This is a genomic window from Rhizorhapis sp. SPR117, assembly GCF_021742065.1.
This window is the reverse complement of record NZ_JAKKIE010000005.1, coordinates 79,589-97,192: the sequence shown is the minus strand read 5'-3', so window position 1 is coordinate 97,192 and position 17,604 is coordinate 79,589. Positions and strand designations below refer to the sequence as shown.

The following is a 17,604-nucleotide window of genomic DNA, read 5'->3' as shown; positions in this document are numbered from 1 at the left end:
CAAGTGTAAGGAGACGAACCATGGGATGGGAATTTGAGCAGGCCGGCAAGTTCGGCAGCGAGAAGGCCGCGGATGACTATGCCCGGCGCAACAATCTCGATCCGCGCGACGTGCAGATCACCCGGAAGGGTGATGGCGTGGAGCTCAGTATCCGCCGTTCGGCGCTCGACGGCCGTAATCTGCGCGACAATGGCGAAGGCCGGCGCGATGGCTGGGGCTGAGGGAGATGGCCACGGACCCCTTCCACCTCATCCAGTCGCTGCTCGATCCGGCGCTGCCGCTCCTCATCTTCATAGGTTCGGCCGCGCTCATAGTTGCATTGTTGGGCGGCAAGCTTGGCCTGTCGGGGCCGCCCGCGCCTGTCGCCAAGCCGTTCATGACGCGACGCGAGCTGGCGATGCTGGTCGCGCTCGAGCAGGTCTTGCCGATGTACCGGATCCACGCGCAGGTCGCGATGGGCGCGCTTCTCAAGGCGCCGCCACGCCTGGGCGGCCGGTTCGTTTATGCGGATTGCAATGCTTTCTCGCAGAAAATCGTGGATTTTGTAATTCAGGACCCGACTACGGGTGGGGTCGTCGCCTTGGTCGAGGTCGACGACTACAGCCACAGCGCCGCCAGTGATCGAATGCGCGACACAATGACCGTGCGTGCCGGCTATGGCACGATCCGCATTCCTGCGTCCGCCAGACCGACCATTCCCAGCGTCCTCGCAGCGGTCGGGCACCTTCGCGAACAAGCGGAGTGCGTCGCCTTCGACGTCTGATAGAACGCGCTGGTGGTTACCGGCGCGTACGTGCATCGCACACGGAGGCGAAGCAGACGTACCGGCGGATGTAGACTGGGGGCTACGCTGGGACGCGCTTCATAAACTGCTCGCAGGGCCGCATACTTCGATTACGCGATCGCACGTATGGCGCGGCCACTGCACAGCTTCATGTTCGACGTTGCAGAGACGCGACGCCGGGGGCTTCGACCATCAACCGTTATCATGACACGGTTGCATGCGTCGGGCTGGCCTAAATTGGCAGCTGCCCCTGTGCGACAGTGATTTCGGCGTCGAGCATTCGGCGTCAAACGATAATGCCCATTTCATCGCAGGAGAGCGCCTATGTACGAGAATATTCTGGTGGCTTATGATGGGCTCAAGTTCAGCCAGGCCGCCTTAAACCAAGGGGCCGGCCTTGCCCGTCTCTGTAAATCGAAACTGCATCTGTTGGGAATTGTCGCGACAACGGGCAGCAGCGGGCTTGCTGAGGCGTACGGAGAAATTGACATCTGGGGGATGGAACGCGAAGAGCTCGAACAAGCCCTCAACGTGGCTGCTCTGGAATCCGGCAGGCAGGGTGTGAATGTCATCACCTGCATCCGGCAAGGCGATCCGGCACTTGAGATCATTACCTATGCCCATGGAATAAACGCTGATCTTGTCGTTCTCGGCCATTCAGAGAAAGGCATCATCGAGCGTTGGTTTGATGGCTCGGTTGGCGGCGAATTACTCAGGCACCTTCCGTGCAGCTTGCTCATCGCGAAGGCATAGAATCGGGGCCGGTCAAGGCAGCAGCAATCGCGGAGCTGTGATTACCTTCAAACCAGTTCCGAAACGCAGCTGGCCGATACTATCGGAGATTACGTTATCACTGCGGGCTTCGGGCGTGGTGGCTTCCTGGATCACGCTACGTGCCGGCGTGCAGCATTGCACGCGCGAGACGGTGGTGACCTTGCGACCGGTGCCGGGCGAGTGTCAGCGGTGTGCGCGACTTCGGAATCTTGTGGATGAAATTGTAGCGCGCCACATGATAGCTCGGATCGAAACCGTAGAAATTGAGGCGCATGCAGGCGAGTTCCTCGGCGCGATAAGCTGCGAGCGGCTTATCGGCCTCGTCCGCGCTGCGGCACCTCCGTTTCTCCGCAAGACGCGCCTCGAAATCCGAGTCCATGGCAAGCGTTTGGGCGAGCCGGGCAGTCGCTGTCGGATCGTGCGCAGAAGAGGAGGGCAGGAGGCGGTCGACAAGACCGAGGCGGTGCGCTTCGGTAACGCCCATCGGCAGCCGCGCCTGTGTCACGCGCTGGGCGTTCTCCGCCCCGGCGCGGCGCGGTAGCAGGTAGGTCCAGTATTCCGAGCCGTAGAGATTGCCCATATCCTTGTAGTGTGGATTGAACACCACACCCTCGCGGGCCCACAGCTCGTCTGCCGCGAGCGCCAGAAACACGCCGCCGGCGCCGGCGTTACCGCGGAGCGCGGAAACGACCAGCCGATCCGTTGTGGTGATGATGTCGCGAGCCAGGTCGTCGATGGCGTTGATGTTGCGCCAGGATTCATCGGCCGGGCTGTCGGCCGCCTCGATCAGGCCGAGATGGATGCCGTTCGACCAGCAATCGGGACCGCCCGTGAGAACCAGCACGCGGGTCGGTCGCGCGAGCGCTTGGGCATAGGCTCCGCGCAACGCCTCGCATTGCGCCGTACTCATCGCGCCGTTGTAGAAGTCGAAGTGGAGAAGGCCGACCGGGCCGTCCTCTTCGTAGCGGATCGGCGCATAGCCGGGCACTTCCGGTAGTGCCGCGCTCTCTGCCGCGAAGACATGCGTCGCGGGCAGCTTGAGCGCCTTGTCAAGCTCCTCGCGCACGTGCCCGACCCACACAGCGCCGTCGCTTGTGGCACGCGCGATCGCGCCGTCGCAGCGGGCGATGACCGCGCCCGGGCCGCCGGCAAGGCCCTCGGCCGGATGCGCGTCATAGAGCCGCACCGCTCGGTCGAAGAGTCGATCGCGGATGCCGGGCGTGCCGTCGGCGCTGCGGATCTTGCGCAGCACTACGTCTGTCGGATCGGTCGCCCAGTCGATAACGCGGTCGCTCTGGCGGCAGGGCGGGCGCGCCAGGCCGCGCACAGCCGGATCGTCGCGCTCGGGCCGACGCGGCGCGACCGCGCCAGACTCGATCCGTTCCAACGCTTCGAACACGGCGGTCACGGCGGCATCTGCCACTTCGCGGCGATAGAGGCTCGATTTCGTCGCCGCCCGCATTGGAAAGCTTGCCGAGGCCCAGATCGGGCCGGCATCCATTTCGGCTTCCGCCTCGAGCACGGTGACACCCCATTCGGTTTGGCCTTCGAGCACGGCCCAGTCGAGCGCCGATGGGCCGCGGTCGCCCACGATGCCTGGATGAACGATGAGGCAGCGCCGATTCTTCCAAATGTCCTCTGGGATCGCGCGCTTCAGGAAAGGTGCAAGCACGAGGTCGGGATCGAAGAGAGCGACCGCCTCGCGCGTCACCGCGTCGTTGACATCGAACTCGACCGAGACCTCGTAGCCGCGCTCGGTCAGCTCGACATGCAGGCGCTGCGACAGGCTGTTGAAGCTGTGCACGAGGAGCAGGATGCGCACGAGCACCTCAGCAGATCCGCGGGAGCTGCTCGCCCGACAGCCAATCGACGACACGCCCACCGCCGAAGGCCGTCGTCATCTGTACGAAACGATGCTCGTCGGCCGCCACCTCGCCAATGATCGCGGCCTCGCGCCCGAGCGGGTGCGCGCGCATCGCCGCAAGCACGGCCTCGGCCGCGTCCGGCGCGACGACGGCGACGAGCTTACCCTCGTTGGCGACGTAAAGCGGATCGAGCCCCAAGAGCTCGCAGGCGGCGGCAACCTCTCGCTTTACCGGGATCGCCTCTTCGGACACACGAAAGCCGATCCCGGATTGCTGCGCGAGCTCGTTTAGCGTCGCCGCGAGCCCGCCCCGGGTTGGATCGCGCATGACCCGCAAGCTCCGGCCGCCGACCTCGACCATCGCGGCGACGAGGCCATGCAGGGCGGCCGTGTCTGTTATGATCTCGGTCTCGAAGGACAGATTCTGCCGCCGCGACATGACGGCCACACCGTGGTCGCCGATCGTGCCCGAAAGGATCACCCGGTCGCCCGGCCGCGCCTTGTCGGCTGAGAGGTCGAGCCCGACGGGCACGACGCCGATGCCGGTCGTCGAAATGAACACGCCATCGGCCTTGCCGCGCTCGACCACCTTGGTGTCGCCGGTGACGACCGGCACGCCGGCCTCGCGCGCAGCCCGTCCCATGCTGTCGGCGATGCGCTTCAGGTCGGCGAGCGCAAGCCCTTCCTCGAGGATGAAGCTGGCGGAAAGATACAGCGGCTCGGCGCCAGCCATGGCCACGTCATTGATCGTGCCATGGACAGCGAGCGAGCCGATATCGCCGCCCGGGAAGAACAGCGGCGAGACCACGTAGGCGTCGGTCGTCAATACCATGCGGCCGCCGGCAATGTCGAAGGCGGCTTGGTCATTGCCGCGCCGGAGCCACGGATTGTCCAGGGCCTCGTAAAAGATGTCGGCAATCAGGTGCGTCATGGCGCGCCCGCCTGCGCCATGCGAGAGTTCGACACGGCCGTTCCTGATGTCGAGCTTGCGACGATAGGTCTTGGGGATCATGACACCTCCCGGGCGCGGTCGCGAAAGCGCCCATAGGTCCAGTGGGCGGCGCAGGCGCCCTCGGCCGAAACCATGCAGGAGCCCATCGGTGTCTCCGGCGTGCAGACCGTGCCGAACAGCTTGCAATCGGTCGGCCTCTTGGCGCCGCGCAGGATGGCGCCGCATTCGCAGGCGGCATTGTCGGATGTTGATACGGACTCGATGCCGAAGCGGCGTTCGGCGTCGAAGGCGGCATAGCTGCTCTTGAGCCGCAGGCCGCTGTAAGGCACCATGCCAAGGCCGCGCCATTCGAAGCTCTTGCGCAGTTCGAAAATCTCGGCGACATCGGCCTTGGCCCGCTCGTTGCCTTGACGCCGTACCGCCCGCCCATACTGGTTCTCGACCTCGTGCCGGCCCTCGTTGACCTGATTGATGAGCATCAGGATCGACTGCATGACGTCGAGCGGTTCGAAGCCGGCGATCACGACCGCCTTTTCAAACTCCTTGGCGAAGAAGGCGTAGGGTTCGGTGCCGATGACAGTGCTGACATGGGCCGGGCCGATGAAGCCGTCGAGGCGCACGCAGCCGAGTTCCCTGAGGTCCGGGCTATCCAGAATGTTCTGGATCGCCGACGGGGTCAGCACGTGATTGCAGAACACGGTAAAGTTCTTGAGCTTCCTATCCGCAGCAAGGCGGATGGCGAGCGCCGTTGGCGGCGTCGTGGTTTCGAAGCCGATGGCGAAGAAGACGACTTCGCGATCGGGCTCGGCCTCGGCGATGCGCAAGGCATCGAGCGTGGAATAGACCATGCGGATGTCGGCACCCGCCGCTTTGGCGCGGAGCAGCGACGTCCCGCGCGAGCCCGGCACGCGCATCAGGTCGCCATAGCTGCAGAGTGTCACCTCCGCGCGTTCGGCGAGCCGGATCGCGGCATCGATGCGTCCGATCGGCAGCACGCAGACAGGACAACCGGGACCGTGGATCAACCGCACGTTGTCAGGCAGCAGATCCTCGATGCCGTAGCGCGCGATCGCATGGGTATGGCCGCCGCAGAATTCCATGAAATGGTAACGGGCGGCGGGGGCGGCCGCGCGGGCGATCCGGGCGGCGAGAGCGCGGGCGAGGCGGCCGTCACGGTATTCTTCGGCGTGCTTCATGGCGCGGCGTCCGCATGCGCGACATCGAGCGCGGCGATCTCGCGCAAATAGGCGAGCGTGCGTTGCGCCTCCACCTCGTCGATGACGGCAAGCGCAAAGCCGACATGAACCAGGACGTAGTCGCCGCGTTGCGCCTCCGGCGTATAGGCGAGATTGATCTCCTTGACGACGCCGCCGAAATCCACCCGGCCGACCCGGATGATGGAGTCGTCGCCGGATACACTCACGATCAGTCCCGGAACCGCTAGGCACATGGCATTCCGCTCCGCTGTTCTGTCCACGCCGCCCAGGCTGCCTGGCCGAGGGCGATTCCGCCATCGTTAGGCGGGACGCGGCGGTGCCACGCCGGCTTGCAGCCGACGGCACGCAGGGCCGTGACCGTGGTTTCGGTGAGGCGAGCGTTCTGGAAGCAGCCGCCCGAGAGCACCACGCAGTGCTCTCCGGTCCGTTGCGCGACCGCAGCGATCACCGCCGCAAGGCCGGCGTGGAACGCCGCAGACACGGCGCCGGCCTCCGAGCCCGCACGCAGATCCGCAAGGGATGCTTCGAGTGCCGGCTGCCAGTCGACGATCAAGGCCTCGTCTTTCCCCACCTCGCGTAACGCAAACTCATAGCACTGACTGCTTGCATGTCCCTCTGCGGCCCACTCCAGCGCGGCCGCCGCCTGGCCCTCATAGCTCGCACGTTGTCGCAATCCGCACAGTGCGGCGAGGGCATCGAACAGCCGGCCGGCGCTTGAAGTCACCGGAGCATTGACTCTTCGCTCGAGCTGGGCGCGCAGCACGCTCCGCTCCGCGGGCGTGAAGGCAGCCACCGGCGCAAGCGCAGTCATGGCAAAGGCGTCCTCGCCGAAGGCCTCATAGAGTAGCCCGAGGGCCGCGCGGCGCGGCTCGCGCATCGCCGCGGCGCCGCCGGGCAGTCGGAAGGGCCGGAGATGCGCCACGCGGCGCCAGCCCGCCGCCGTCACCAGGAGAAACTCGCCTCCCCAGATCGTACCGTCGGGACCGTAGCCAGCGCCGTCCCAGGCGACGCCCAGAACCGGAGGTGCCAGCCCATGCTCTGCCATGCACGCCGCGACATGGGCCACATGGTGCTGCACCGCGATCACCGGCAGCCCCGCCGCCTCCGCCGCATGAGCCGAAGCGTAATCCGGGTGCAGGTCGCGCACTACGAGGCGTGGTTCTACATCCTGCAGCCGAACCGAGTCCGCTACCGCCCGGGCGTGGACCGTGCGTGCCGCCGCCGTCTCGAGATCGCCGATATGCCCGCTCATGACCACGCGATCCGTGCCGCTCAGGACGATGGTCGTCTTCAGGTGACCGCCCATAGCGAGGATCCCGGCATGCATACCCTTCACGGAAACCGATGCAGGTGCATAGCCGCGCGCGCGGCGCAGGATGAGTTCGCGTCCGCAGACGATGCGCGCCACGGAGTCATCGACCGGCCGCGCGATCGACCGATCATGGACCAGAAACAGGTCGGCGATTCCGGCCAGTCGGCCCAGCGCTTCGCGCTCGTCGGTAACAATTGGCTCATTGGCGACATTGCCGCTGGTCGCCACCACCGGGAAGCCGAGCTCGTGCATCAGCAGATGGTGCAGCGGCGCATAGGGTAGTAGCACCCCGAGCCAAGGATTGGCCGGCGCCACCGCAGATGCGATCGGGCCGCTCTTCCGCCGTATCAGCACGATCGGCCGCGCCGGGCTGACCAGTAGTGCCTCCTCGACCGGCGAAAGGCCGCAGACCTCACGGAGCGTCGTGAGCGAGGGAAACATCACGGCAAAGGGCTTTTCCTCACGCCGCTTGCGCCGGCGGAGCCTTTGGACGGCCGTCTCGTTGCGAGCATCGACGATCAGATGAAACCCACCAATGCCCTTCACGGCGACGATGCGCCCCTGACGAACGGCCGAAGCGGCCGCGAGCAGTGCATCGTGATGACAGGTGACAACCTCCCCGGCTGTGGTCCAGAGGGCGAGTTGCGGCCCGCAGGCAGGACAGGCATTGGGCTCGGCGTGAAATCGGCGGTTCTCGGGGTTCCCGTATTCCGCAGTGCAAGCAGGACACATCGGAAAATGCCGCATCGAGGTCCGGGCGCGGTCATAGGGGATATCCTCGATGATGCTGTAACGCGGCCCGCATTGGGTGCAGTTGGTGAAGGGATACAGGTGACGCCGATCTGCGGGATCGAAGAGCTCGCGCAGGCAATCGTCGCAGGTCGCGAGGTCGGGCAGCACCTCGGCCGTGCGTGCGCCGGAGACTGTGCTCGCACGGATCGCAAAAGCTTCGTCGCCGCGCCAGTCGATCTCCTGAATCTCGATCGCGGTCACCGCGGCATTCGGCGGCGGCGTCTCGCGGATCAGGCGGACCAACGTGTCCATGTTTGCCGAATCGCCTTCCACTTCCACTGTCAGGCCCTGCGCCGAGTTCTCGACCCAGCCGGAAAGCTCCAGCGTCCGCGCTCGCTGGTAGACGAAAGGCCGGAAGCCGACACCTTGCACCGCGCCGTGGACAAGGAGGCGTATTCGCTTATGTGCGCCCGTTCCGGATTCGGTTGGAGAAGCCGCAAGGTCCATCAGTTCAGACCTCCACCTCGACGCTTTCCAGCATGACCTCCTGAGCATCGGCGTCTTGCGTATCGTCCGACACAGTCACGTCCAGCCGCGCACCTTCGGCGATCGTGCCAGTGCTCGCACGCTCGAAATGCTCGGTGAAATGCTCGACTGAAAAGTGGCTCAGCGCGCCGAGCCAGACCGAGATGCCGGTTACGCGCCGCGCATGCTCCGCCTCTGCGATCTCAGCAATCCGGCGCATCAAGGTCTCCATCAAGTGGGCTTCGTGCATCTTGGTTCCCTTCCCGGTTCCATGTCGTCGATGATCTCCGATCCCAGGCACCGAACGACCTTGGCAACTGCCGCACTGGTGGCTGGCGATAGCGGCATGCCAAGGTCGAAACACTCGCCCTCGATCGCGTAGACGATGCAGCGCGCCGGCAATTGGCCGAGCGCGCGGGCGAGTTCGACTGCCTCCGCGAGGCCAAACCCGTGCGTCGACAGGCCGAACAGGCTTTGCGGCAATGCCGCCGCGCTGACGTCGAAGCGGTGCACTGTCCCCGCCGGCGCGCCGGACTGACAGGCATCGACCAGATAGGCCGCCGCGGCACCGTCAAGGCGGGCAAGCAACGCGGTTGCCTCGCCGTCGTGCTCGGCCACTTCGACGTCGTCCGGTGCCATTTGGCGCAGAAGCCGCGCGACCTTCCGACCGACCGCGTCATCGCCTCGGTCAGGATTACCGATGCCCAGCACGATCCGGCGGGAAGCGGCGTTCGACATGGCTTACCCTCGATCCAGTTCGAGCCGCAGGAAATGCGCCGAGCAGGAGATACAGGGGTCGTAGTTGCGCACCGTCTGCTCGCAGCGATGGCGAAGCTCGTCATCGGGCAGATCGAGAAAACCGCCGATGTAGCTCGCGAGATCCTCCTCGATGCTGGCCTGGTTCTGTGACGTCGGCGGCACGATCCGGGCTTCGGCGATGGCACCGTCCGCCTCAAGGCGGTAGCGGTGATACAATAGCCCGCGCGGCGCCTCGGTCGCGCTATAGCCGGTTCCGGTGCACGGCTCGGCCGGGACGGCCGGCCGGTCCGGTTCCTCATAGGCGGCGATGATCCTGAGCGCCTCGTCACAGGCGTAGAGCACTTCGACGGCGCGGACCACGATGCTGCGGTAGGGATTGTTGCAGGTTTGCCCCAGACCCGCTTCACGCGCCGCGTCCTGGGCAAGCGGCGACAGGCAGGCGAAGTTCAGGTTGTAGCGGGCGAGGGGGCCGGTGAGATATGAGCCGCCGCCCTTGAAGCGCGAGTGAAGCGCGGTCGAGCGTTCGACATGCGTCTCCTCGAAGTGATCGTCGTATTTGGCGGCCGCGATGTCGAGTCCGCGGTTCGAGACGATGCGGCCCTCGTTGAAGGGATATTCCTCGCCATGTCGCAAGGCGACGAAGGCGTAGTCGCGTTCGCGGTCGGGAAAGTCGAAACCGGCGGTCCAGCGCACGGTCTCCAGCGCGGCGTCGCGCGCCCATTTCAGCCGCTCGGCGAGCGGGGCAAGCTCGCGCTTGCGCGGCACGCGGTAGAAGCCGCCAACCCGTACATTGATTGGATGGATCTCGCGCCCGCCGAGAAGCGTGATGATCTCGTTGCCGGCCTTCTTGAGGGAAAGCCCGCGGCGCACGACGTCACCGTGATCGCGCGCCATGTCGATGGCGCCCTCGTACCCAAGGAAGTCGGGGGCGTGCAACATGTAGATGTGAAGAGTGTGGCTCTCGATCCACTCGCCACAGTAGATGAGGCGCCGCAGATCGCGTAAGGATCCGGTCACCGTGACGCCGAGCGCATTCTCCATCGCATGGACCGCGCTCATCTGATAGGCCACCGGGCAGATGCCGCAGATGCGCGCAGTAATATCGGGCGCCTCGTTGAAAGCACGGCCGCGCAGGAAGGCCTCGAAGAAACGGGGCGGCTCGAAGATGCTGAGCTCGGCGCTCGCGACCTTCCCGTCGCGCACCACCACCTTGAGCCCGCCTTCGCCCTCGACGCGGGCGAGATAGTCGACCTTGATGGTCTTACGGGCCATGACGCTCGCTCTCCTTGCGGAACGGCTCTGCGTTGGCGTTAAAGGTGCGATAGACGCGCTGCAGAGCCCGTTCGTCCATGCCAAGCCCGGCGAGCCAGCGGCTCAAGGGCGGCGCATTCGGCGACTCCTTCGGCCCGTAGCAGCCATAGCAGCCGCGGTCGTAGGAGGGGCACAGCGCGCCGCAACCGGCGTGAGTGACCGGCCCGAGGCACGGGGTGCCGTGCGCGACCATCACGCAGACATTGCCCTTGAGCTTGCACTCGATGCAGACGCTGTGCGGCGGGGTCACCGGCTGACGCCTGGCAAGGAACGCCGAGATCACCTCGAGAGCCTGACGCTTGTTGATCGGGCAGCCGCGAAGCTCGAAATCCACCGGCACGTGATCGGCAATCGGCGTCGAGCTGGCGAGCGTCTTGATGTACTCGGGGTGGGCGTAGACCACCGAGGTGTATTCCTGCACGTCGGCGAAATTGCGCAGCGCCTGGATGCCGCCCGCGGTCGCGCAGGCGCCGATCGTCACCAGCACGCGCGAGCGCCGGCGGACGTCTCGGATGCGCTCAGCGTCATGGGGCGTGGTGATCGAACCCTCGACCAGCGAGACGTCGTAGCGGCCTCTGATTTTCCCACGGGTCGCTTCGGGAAAGTAGGCAATCTCCACCGCGTCTGCCACGGCGAGCAGTTCGTCCTCGCAGTCGAGCAGGCTGAGCTGGCAGCCATCGCAGGAGGCGAACTTCCAGACCGCGAGCCGTGGCTTATGTTTAGCGGCGGCCATCGCGCTAAGCCTTGATGATGTTGCTCAGAAGGCCCGCAAGCCCAACGCCTGCGGCGACGACGACATTCCAGACAATGAGACCGACGATGAAGTTGCCGATCGTAAAGATATTTTCCATGGGCACGTTCATATGGAGGACGTAAGGCATCGCCATTGGGCCAAGTCCTGGGATGAGTCCGAAGGCGAGGTAGCAGGCTGTCCAGGCGATACTGATCCAGGCCAGCGAGATTTTCACGGCGCGTATTGTATTCATGATGGTTGACCTCGTTCAGCTGTTTGTGTTTCGCACCCTCGACAATTGTATCAACACGCCGTCGCATCACCTTTGCAAAACCGGGGAAGCTCTAGATTTCCTTCAGCGCCAGGAGTTGCCTCACTCGGTCGTAACGGAAGACGGGTCCGTCCCGGCAGACAAAGACGGTCCCGAACTGGCAGTGGCCACAGAAGCCGACGGCGCACTTCATATTGCGCTCCATCGAGAGATAGATGGTGTCGTCAGCAACTCCGGCGTCGCGCAATGCGGTGATGACGAAGCGCATCATCACCTCGGGCCCGCAAACCAGTGCGATTGCGTGTTGCGGATCAAACGCGGCACGCGGGATCAGTGTCGTGACGACGCCGACATGGCCGTGCCAGTTACTGATCGCATGATCGACCGTCACCTCGATGTCGATCTCGCGCCGACGGCGCCACATTTCGAGCTCGCGCCGGAACAGGATATCATCGGGACTGCGTGCACCATAGAGGAGCACGATCTGACCGTAGCGGTCGCGTTCGGCAAGGAGGCGGTAGAGTGCGGGGCGCAGGGGTGCGAGACCGAGCCCGCCGGTCACGATCACGACATCCCGCCCGGCCGCCTCGGCCATCGGCCAGCCCGCGCCGAACGGCCCGCGCAATCCAACTGGCTCGCCAGGACCAAGCCGCGCAAGCGCGGCCGAGACGGGTCCCACGGCGCGGATCGTGTGGACAAGGCGACCAGGCTCGGCGGGATCGCCGGAGAAGCTGATCGGAACCTCGCCGACCCCAAAGGCAGTGAGCATGTTGAACTGGCCGGGCGCAAAGAGGAGGCCATCCGCTTCTTTCACTTCGATATCGAGTGTCCAGACGTCCGGACCGTCGCGTCGGCGGCGGCGCACGCGCGCGATCCGCGGCACCATCGGGTCGGCGGTCGCCGTCGCTACGCGCACGGTTTCAAGGGCCGGGCGCTGTAGACATCGAGGGCCTGCAACCGTGCGGCCTGCAAGCGCTGCACCAGCACCGGCATAAAGCGCTTCATCATGTCGTAGCCAAGATCGTGGTCCGCCTCGCATTTCTGGCGCAGGCAGGCGGCGTCCATGGCGATCGCGCGGGTGAGTTCCAGCGCCTTCGCGTCATAGCTCCAGCGATAGGGCGGGATCAGCCAGGAGACGCCGACGACCTCGCCGGGCCCGAGCGTCTGGAAGGTCACGGCGCCACGCTCCGGCGCATGCAGCTCAAGGGAAACCCGCCCGTGCCGAATCAGGTAGAACTCGTTGGCCGGATCACCCTCGTGGAACAGATACCGGCCTGCCTCGTAGCGCACGTTTTTCGCGCAGCCGCAGACCAGCACACAGAACCCTTCGTCGAGTCCCGCGAAAAAGGGGTGCTCCTTGATGACGCGTTCGAGCCCTTCCATGGCTTTGCTCCTCACTGCGGCTCGCTCTCGCGGATCGCCCGCACCTCTTCGGTGATATCGATCCCCACCGGGCACCAGGTAATGCAGCGCCCACAGCCGACGCAGCCCGACGTGCCGAACTGGTCGAACCACGTGGCAAGCTTATGGGTCATCCACTGACGGTAGCGCGCGCGTGCGCTCGACCGCACGCTGCCGCCATGGATATACGAGAAATCCATGGTGAAGCAGGAATCCCAGCGCCGCGAGCGCGATACCTCGGCTCCCGCCAGGTCGCTCGACTCCTCGACCGAGGTGCAGAAACAGGTGGGGCACACCATGGTGCAGTTACCGCAGGTGAGGCATCGCGCGGCCACCTCGTCCCAACGGGAATGGTCGAGATTCCGCAGGAGAAGCTCATGCACGTCGTCAGAGCGCATCTCCCGTCCCATCGAGCCGGCAGTCCGCGCGACGACGGCCGCCGCTGCGGCCAGGTCTTCTGTCGTGGCCAGACGGTGGGGCAACTCGGCAAGGATCGCATTTCCAGCGTCCGTTCCGGCCTCGACCAGAAAGTGGTGTTCTCCCTCGCGAAGCATCTCCGTCAGCGCGAGATCGAAGCCGGCCTCGGCTTTGGGGCCGGTGTTCATCGAGACACAGAAGCAGGTTCCGCCGGCCACCGCGCAGTTCACCGCGACGATGAATGCACCCTCGCGCCGTGCGCGGTAATGCGGATCGATCTGTCCACTCTCCAGAAAGACCTTATCCTGTATGGCGATCGCGTGGAGCTCGCAGGCGCGGACGCCGATGAAGGCGAAACGCTCATCGGGATCCGGTTCGGGCACAACGCGTACCCCAGCGGCATCGCGTTCGGCGTGCCACAGGCGCAGCACCGGCGGGTGCAGGAACTTCTTCCACGAATGCGGCCCCACGGCATAGCCGAACAGGGCGTCATCGTCGCGGCGCGCAAGCCGGTAGCGCCCACCTTCCTGTGCGTCAGTCCAGCCGCGCGGAAGGTCGGCGATCGATGCAATATCGTCGTAGATGATTGCTTGGTCGCGGACGGTCGGGCCGACCACGCGGTAGCCGCGGCGGCGCAGCGTGTCGAGCAGCGCCTCTAGGCCTTCTGTCGTTACCACGGTTGGTTGGGCGGTTTCCATCGTCTTCGTCGGATCCGGCGCCCTTGAGCGCTATTCCAGGGGTTTAACTGCCGACCCGGCTGGATCTTGAATATCCGGCCGATCGACCCGCAATTTGTTTCTGCATAATTTTATTATCAGCGGCATCTCGGAGCGACTTTAACCTCCATCAAAGAATCGTAGTCTCATCGAGGCGATCCTTTCGGTCCCGGAGTCCTGCCAACGAGAAGAGGAGATCGGAAATGCCGGAGACCAGCGGGTCGTGCAACGCGGAAGCACTGCGCAAGCAGGTCGAGGAGCGGGCATATGCCCTTTGGGAAAGCGAAGGTGGACCACATGGCCGCGACTTCGATCATTGGTGTCAGGCAGAGGCCGAGGTCATGGCTGCCAGTGATGCTGGAGCTGGCTCAGACCGGCCGAAACCGGCGGCGGCACAGACCAGGAGCAAAAACAAGAAGTAGGCCGCGGGTATCGCTGGGGCTACCTCCCGCGACACGCCAGTCACCTGAACCTGAAGTTCACCGCATCGCCGGTATCGAGATAGCAGTGACCGCGAACACTGTGGTCCAGCCGGTGACGGAGGACGTTGTCGGTTTGACCAAACTCGGCCTAATCAGCGGAGGTGCAAGCTCGGCTGGTTCGGGGACGAAGTGCTGAGCGCACGGTGGAGCGATCGTTGACCGTCAGTTACGATTGCGCCGACCAAAGCGACACATGAGTGGTCTCTCGATGTCATCCTCCCTCGATGCCTTCATAACCAGAAAGCACATCGCCTATTTCTCGATGGAGTTGGCGGTCCGGCCGGAAATGCACACTTATGCGGGCGGGCTGGGCATCCTTGCCGGCGACACCGCGCGCTCTTGCGCCGATCTGGGGATTCCGGTCGTCTTTGTGACGTTGCTGAGCCGTGCGGGCTATTTCCGACAGGCTATCGACGCCGACGGACGGCAGACGGAGCAGCCGGATTGGTGGGAGCCGGAGCGCTGGTGTTCGCCGCTCAACGCCATGGTGGCCGTCGATATCGAGAAGAAGCCGGTTTGGATTCGGCCCTGGCTCTATGTCCATACCTGCCCGCATGGCCACCAGATCCCGATTCTGTTTCTCGACACCGACCTCGATCAGAACGGTGAGGATGATCGCACGCTGACACATTACCTTTATGGCGGGGACGAGGCTTACCGGCTCAGGCAGGAGATCATCCTTGGGATCGCTGGCATCCGGATATTGCAGGCTCTTGGCTTCGCTCCCCACACCTACCACCTTAACGAAGGTCACGCGGCGCTTTTGACCCTCGATCTGCTCAACCGCTTGCGGGTCGCGCCCGAAGAGTTGATCGCCGGAGAACCACCGTACGATATCGCTGAGGCTCGCGCCCGCTGCGTGTTCACGACGCATACGCCCGTGGAGGCCGGCCAAGATCGTTTTTCCTATGAGCTGTTCGAGCGGCTGCTGCCCGGTTTCATCGACCTCGACGCGCTGAAGCGCCTCGCAGGAGACGACCGGCTCAATATGACGCGCCTGGCTCTGAACCTTGCCGGCTATGTCAATGGGGTCGCCCGCCGTCACGCCGAAACGACCGAACACATGTTTCCGGGATATCGGATCCATGCGGTCACCAATGGCATCCATCCCGGTACCTGGACGCATCCGGCCTTCGCGCAGCTCTACACCGCGCACCTCCCGCATTGGCAGCACGAGCCCGAAATCCTCGTTCGTGCCCTGCAGCTGCCGGAGGACGAAATCTGGCGATGCCATGAATCCGCCAAAGGCGATCTCATCCAGCAGGTGAAGGAAAGCACCGGCGTCGCGCTTGATCCCGACATCCCGATACTCGGATTCGCGCGCCGGATGACGGGATATAAGCGCCCGTTGCTCCTCTTCGAGGACCTCGACCGCCTCGTGGATCTGGCGTCGCGGCGCCCGTTTCAGGTGGTGCTGGCGGGCAAGGCCCACCCGCAGGATGCGGACGGTAAGGAAGCGATACGGCAGGTCTACGAACTTGCCCGGCGGCTAAGCGGCAAGGTTACCTGCGTATTCCTGCCGGATTACGACATGCGGCTCGCCATGACGCTGGTTGCCGGCGCCGATGTGTGGCTCAACACGCCTCTGCCGCCGCTGGAGGCGTCGGGCACGAGCGGCATGAAGGCGGCGCTCAACGGCGTGCTCAACTTGAGCGTCCTTGACGGCTGGTGGATCGAGGCCTGCATCGAGGGTGTGACTGGTTGGTCGATCGGCCACGACGGCGATGGTGCTGGGCAGCATGCCACCGCGCTTTATGATCAGCTCGACCATGCCGTCCTGCCACTCTACGCCGCCGACCCGGCGCGGTGGCGCTGGATGATGAAGCAGGCGATCGGCAACATCGCCTATTATTTCAACAGTCAGCGCATGATGCGCCGCTACGCGACCGAGGCCTATCTTCGATAATTGCGGGCTTCCGGGACGCGCCGAACAATCGCGTTCCGGCCCTCTCACTGCCTTGGGGCACGAGATCCCGGCCGCAATTCATGCAAAACCGCTTTGTCGCACCCGGCCCACATTCATCGCAGGCCATGATGACCGCCGACGATTTTTTGATCATACGCGGCCGGGCAGTGGCACGCCGTTGGGTTCGTCTCGCTTGGTTCCTCTGACTTCTGGCTCGATCGCGGAAGCCATGCGAGGATCGCCGCGCGAAGCGCCGTTACAAGGTCATCACCATCCGGCCATCGACTTTCCCCGCCTTGAGCTCGCTGAACACGTGATTGATGTCTTCGAGCTTCGTCTTGTGGATATGGGCGCGGACCTTTCCTTCCGCGGCGAACTCGATTGCCTCGGCGAGATCCTTTCGTGTGCCGACGATCGAACCACGGATCGTGATGCGCTTCAACACCACATCGAAGATCGGCGTCGGGAATTCCCCTGGCGGCAATCCTACCAGGCTGACCGTGCCCTTACGGCGTACCATCCCAAGCGCCTGGGCGAAGGCCGGGATCGATACCGCCGTCACCAGGACGCCATGCGCGCCGCCGCCGGTCTCCTTGACGACCCTGGCGGCTGCATCCGAGGCCTTCGCATTTACCGCTACGTCGGCGCCCAGCGATCGGGCGAGGGCGAGTTTCTCATCAGTGACGTCGAGGGCCGCGACATGCAGGCCCATCGCCTTGGCATATTGGATCGCGATGTGACCGAGACCGCCAACGCCGGAGATCGCGATCCACTCGCCGGGCCTTGCCTCGGTCTCCTTGATGCCTTTGTATGTCGTCACGCCGGCACAGAGGATCGGCGCCAAGGCGGCGAAGTCGGCGTCTTTCGGCAATCTCCCCACAAAGGGAGCCGCACCGATCACGTATTCGGCGAAGCTGCCGTTCACCGTGTAGCCGCTCATATGTTGGAACTCGCAGAGAGTCTCCCAGCCGGTCTCGCAGTACTCGCACTGGCGGCAGGCATCGTGCAACCAGGCCACGCCGACCGCGTCACCCTCCTTCAATCCGGTAACGCCCGGACCAACCGCCGCCACGATCCCCGCACCTTCGTGCCCGGGGATGAAGGGCGGACTCGGTTTCACCGGCCAATCGCCGATTGCGGCATGGAGATCGGTGTGACACACGCCCGTGGCAACCACCTTGACCAGCACTTCGCCCGGTCCCGGTGTCGGAATGGGCACTTCCTCAATCTTCAAAGGCTTGCCGAATGCGTGCACCACCGCAGCCTTCATTGTCTTCGCCATGGAGTACTCCTCTCTTCCGGAGCGCTTAATCTCCCTTGCAGTATAGCGGACCGCCGGGTGGAGAAACTTTGCGACAGGTTAAAGATGGCCGACGGCGTTGCTGCTGAGATGCCTTGCGAAAGGTTATGCCAGCGTTGAGAACTAGCCGTTCTACGCCGACAACTGC

At 64.6% G+C, this 17,604-nt stretch carries 19 protein-coding genes; 5 read left to right on the top strand and 14 right to left on the bottom strand.

Going from position 1 to position 17,604, the window contains the following annotated elements; translation table 11 throughout:
- The first annotated feature begins 20 nt into the window (after positions 1-20).
- The 3 genes from L3X40_RS03610 (at position 21) to L3X40_RS03600 (ending at position 1,537) form a co-directional block, all read left to right on the top strand.
- Entirely contained in the window at positions 21-221 is a 201-nt protein-coding gene (locus L3X40_RS03610) for a hypothetical protein (protein WP_237364428.1), read from the top strand.
- A gap of 5 nt (positions 222-226) precedes the next feature.
- The gene (locus tag L3X40_RS03605) at positions 227-763 is read left to right on the top strand and encodes a DUF2726 domain-containing protein (RefSeq protein ID WP_237364427.1); all 537 of its coding nucleotides are present in this window, start codon (positions 227-229) and stop codon (positions 761-763) included.
- Positions 764-1,108: 345 nt separating this feature from the next.
- Complete coding sequence (locus tag L3X40_RS03600; RefSeq protein ID WP_237364426.1) at positions 1,109-1,537, top strand: universal stress protein; 429 nt, start codon at positions 1,109-1,111, stop codon at positions 1,535-1,537.
- Between the two features lie 136 nt (positions 1,538-1,673).
- On the opposite strand, the gene L3X40_RS03595 is transcribed toward L3X40_RS03600, so the two are convergent.
- The 13 genes from L3X40_RS03595 to L3X40_RS03535 all read right to left on the bottom strand — a co-directional run bounded on the left by L3X40_RS03595 (position 1,674) and on the right by L3X40_RS03535 (position 13,750).
- A complete protein-coding gene (locus L3X40_RS03595; RefSeq protein WP_237364425.1) occupies positions 1,674-3,380 on the bottom strand; it encodes a hydrogenase maturation protein in 1,707 nt (568 codons plus the stop codon).
- Positions 3,381-3,387: 7 nt separating this feature from the next.
- Entirely contained in the window at positions 3,388-4,434 is a 1,047-nt protein-coding gene (hypE, locus tag L3X40_RS03590; protein ID WP_237364424.1) for a hydrogenase expression/formation protein HypE, read from the bottom strand.
- Complete coding sequence (gene hypD / locus L3X40_RS03585; protein ID WP_237364423.1) at positions 4,431-5,570, bottom strand: hydrogenase formation protein HypD; 1,140 nt, start codon at positions 5,568-5,570, stop codon at positions 4,431-4,433. The genes hypE and hypD overlap by 4 nt, the downstream gene beginning before the upstream one ends.
- Complete coding sequence (locus L3X40_RS03580) at positions 5,567-5,824, bottom strand: HypC/HybG/HupF family hydrogenase formation chaperone (protein WP_237364422.1); 258 nt, start codon at positions 5,822-5,824, stop codon at positions 5,567-5,569. The genes hypD and L3X40_RS03580 overlap by 4 nt, the downstream gene beginning before the upstream one ends.
- Positions 5,815-8,142: a carbamoyltransferase HypF gene (hypF, locus tag L3X40_RS03575; protein WP_237364421.1), complete on the bottom strand. Its 2,328-nt coding sequence runs from the start codon at positions 8,140-8,142 to the stop codon at positions 5,815-5,817. The genes L3X40_RS03580 and hypF overlap by 10 nt, the downstream gene beginning before the upstream one ends.
- 4 nt (positions 8,143-8,146) lie before the next feature.
- Positions 8,147-8,410, bottom strand: coding sequence for a hydrogenase/urease maturation nickel metallochaperone HypA (locus L3X40_RS03570; RefSeq protein WP_237364420.1), 264 nt, complete (start codon positions 8,408-8,410; stop codon positions 8,147-8,149).
- Complete coding sequence (locus L3X40_RS03565) at positions 8,392-8,898, bottom strand: hydrogenase maturation protease (RefSeq protein WP_237364419.1); 507 nt, start codon at positions 8,896-8,898, stop codon at positions 8,392-8,394. The genes L3X40_RS03570 and L3X40_RS03565 overlap by 19 nt, the downstream gene beginning before the upstream one ends.
- Positions 8,899-8,901: 3 nt before the next feature.
- Entirely contained in the window at positions 8,902-10,191 is a 1,290-nt protein-coding gene (locus L3X40_RS03560) for a Ni/Fe hydrogenase subunit alpha (protein WP_237364418.1), read from the bottom strand.
- Complete coding sequence (locus tag L3X40_RS03555) at positions 10,181-10,963, bottom strand: hypothetical protein (RefSeq protein ID WP_237364417.1); 783 nt, start codon at positions 10,961-10,963, stop codon at positions 10,181-10,183. Before L3X40_RS03555 ends, L3X40_RS03560 begins: the two co-directional genes overlap by 11 nt.
- A gap of 4 nt (positions 10,964-10,967) precedes the next feature.
- Positions 10,968-11,216, bottom strand: a complete 249-nt coding sequence (locus L3X40_RS03550; RefSeq protein ID WP_237364416.1) for a hypothetical protein — start codon at positions 11,214-11,216, stop codon at positions 10,968-10,970.
- A gap of 91 nt (positions 11,217-11,307) precedes the next feature.
- Complete coding sequence (locus L3X40_RS03545; RefSeq protein ID WP_237364415.1) at positions 11,308-12,150, bottom strand: FAD/NAD(P)-binding protein; 843 nt, start codon at positions 12,148-12,150, stop codon at positions 11,308-11,310.
- Positions 12,141-12,617, bottom strand: a complete 477-nt coding sequence (locus L3X40_RS03540) for a cyclic nucleotide-binding domain-containing protein (RefSeq protein WP_237364414.1) — start codon at positions 12,615-12,617, stop codon at positions 12,141-12,143. The genes L3X40_RS03545 and L3X40_RS03540 overlap by 10 nt, the downstream gene beginning before the upstream one ends.
- Positions 12,618-12,628: 11 nt before the next feature.
- Positions 12,629-13,750 (bottom strand): 4Fe-4S dicluster domain-containing protein, encoded by a 1,122-nt coding sequence (locus tag L3X40_RS03535; protein WP_237364413.1) that lies wholly within the window; start codon positions 13,748-13,750, stop codon positions 12,629-12,631.
- 221 nt (positions 13,751-13,971) lie between these two features.
- Here L3X40_RS03535 and L3X40_RS03530 point away from each other — a divergent pair, with 221 nt between their 5' ends.
- The gene (locus tag L3X40_RS03530; protein ID WP_237364412.1) at positions 13,972-14,190 is read left to right on the top strand and encodes a DUF2934 domain-containing protein; all 219 of its coding nucleotides are present in this window, start codon (positions 13,972-13,974) and stop codon (positions 14,188-14,190) included.
- Positions 14,191-14,458: 268 nt separating this feature from the next.
- A complete protein-coding gene (gene glgP / locus L3X40_RS03525; RefSeq protein WP_237364411.1) occupies positions 14,459-16,156 on the top strand; it encodes an alpha-glucan family phosphorylase in 1,698 nt (565 codons plus the stop codon).
- Positions 16,157-16,412: 256 nt separating this feature from the next.
- Here glgP and adhP read toward each other — a convergent pair whose 3' ends face one another.
- Positions 16,413-17,438 carry an alcohol dehydrogenase AdhP gene (gene adhP, locus L3X40_RS03520; RefSeq protein WP_237364410.1) on the bottom strand — a complete coding sequence of 342 codons (1,026 nt, stop codon included), beginning with the start codon at positions 17,436-17,438 and terminating at the stop codon, positions 16,413-16,415.
- Positions 17,439-17,604 lie beyond the last annotated feature (166 nt).

Excerpts from the sequence above, each read along its gene's own strand:
- L3X40_RS03610 (WP_237364428.1), top strand. The coding sequence starts at position 21 with ATGGGATGGGAATTTGAGCAGGCCGGCAAGTTCGGCAGCGAGAAGGCC.
- L3X40_RS03605 (WP_237364427.1), top strand. The coding sequence starts at position 227 with ATGGCCACGGACCCCTTCCACCTCATCCAGTCGCTGCTCGATCCGGCG.
- L3X40_RS03600 (WP_237364426.1), top strand. The coding sequence starts at position 1,109 with ATGTACGAGAATATTCTGGTGGCTTATGATGGGCTCAAGTTCAGCCAG.
- hypE (WP_237364424.1), bottom strand. The coding sequence starts at position 4,434 with ATGATCCCCAAGACCTATCGTCGCAAGCTCGACATCAGGAACGGCCGT.
- hypD (WP_237364423.1), bottom strand. The coding sequence starts at position 5,570 with ATGAAGCACGCCGAAGAATACCGTGACGGCCGCCTCGCCCGCGCTCTC.
- L3X40_RS03580 (WP_237364422.1), bottom strand. The coding sequence starts at position 5,824 with ATGTGCCTAGCGGTTCCGGGACTGATCGTGAGTGTATCCGGCGACGAC.
- hypF (WP_237364421.1), bottom strand. The coding sequence starts at position 8,142 with ATGGACCTTGCGGCTTCTCCAACCGAATCCGGAACGGGCGCACATAAG.
- L3X40_RS03570 (WP_237364420.1), bottom strand. The coding sequence starts at position 8,410 with ATGCACGAAGCCCACTTGATGGAGACCTTGATGCGCCGGATTGCTGAG.
- L3X40_RS03565 (WP_237364419.1), bottom strand. The coding sequence starts at position 8,898 with ATGTCGAACGCCGCTTCCCGCCGGATCGTGCTGGGCATCGGTAATCCT.
- L3X40_RS03560 (WP_237364418.1), bottom strand. The coding sequence starts at position 10,191 with ATGGCCCGTAAGACCATCAAGGTCGACTATCTCGCCCGCGTCGAGGGC.
- L3X40_RS03555 (WP_237364417.1), bottom strand. The coding sequence starts at position 10,963 with ATGGCCGCCGCTAAACATAAGCCACGGCTCGCGGTCTGGAAGTTCGCC.
- L3X40_RS03550 (WP_237364416.1), bottom strand. The coding sequence starts at position 11,216 with ATGAATACAATACGCGCCGTGAAAATCTCGCTGGCCTGGATCAGTATC.
- L3X40_RS03540 (WP_237364414.1), bottom strand. The coding sequence starts at position 12,617 with ATGGAAGGGCTCGAACGCGTCATCAAGGAGCACCCCTTTTTCGCGGGA.
- L3X40_RS03535 (WP_237364413.1), bottom strand. The coding sequence starts at position 13,750 with ATGGAAACCGCCCAACCAACCGTGGTAACGACAGAAGGCCTAGAGGCG.
- L3X40_RS03530 (WP_237364412.1), top strand. The coding sequence starts at position 13,972 with ATGCCGGAGACCAGCGGGTCGTGCAACGCGGAAGCACTGCGCAAGCAG.
- glgP (WP_237364411.1), top strand. The coding sequence starts at position 14,459 with ATGTCATCCTCCCTCGATGCCTTCATAACCAGAAAGCACATCGCCTAT.
- adhP (WP_237364410.1), bottom strand. The coding sequence starts at position 17,438 with ATGGCGAAGACAATGAAGGCTGCGGTGGTGCACGCATTCGGCAAGCCT.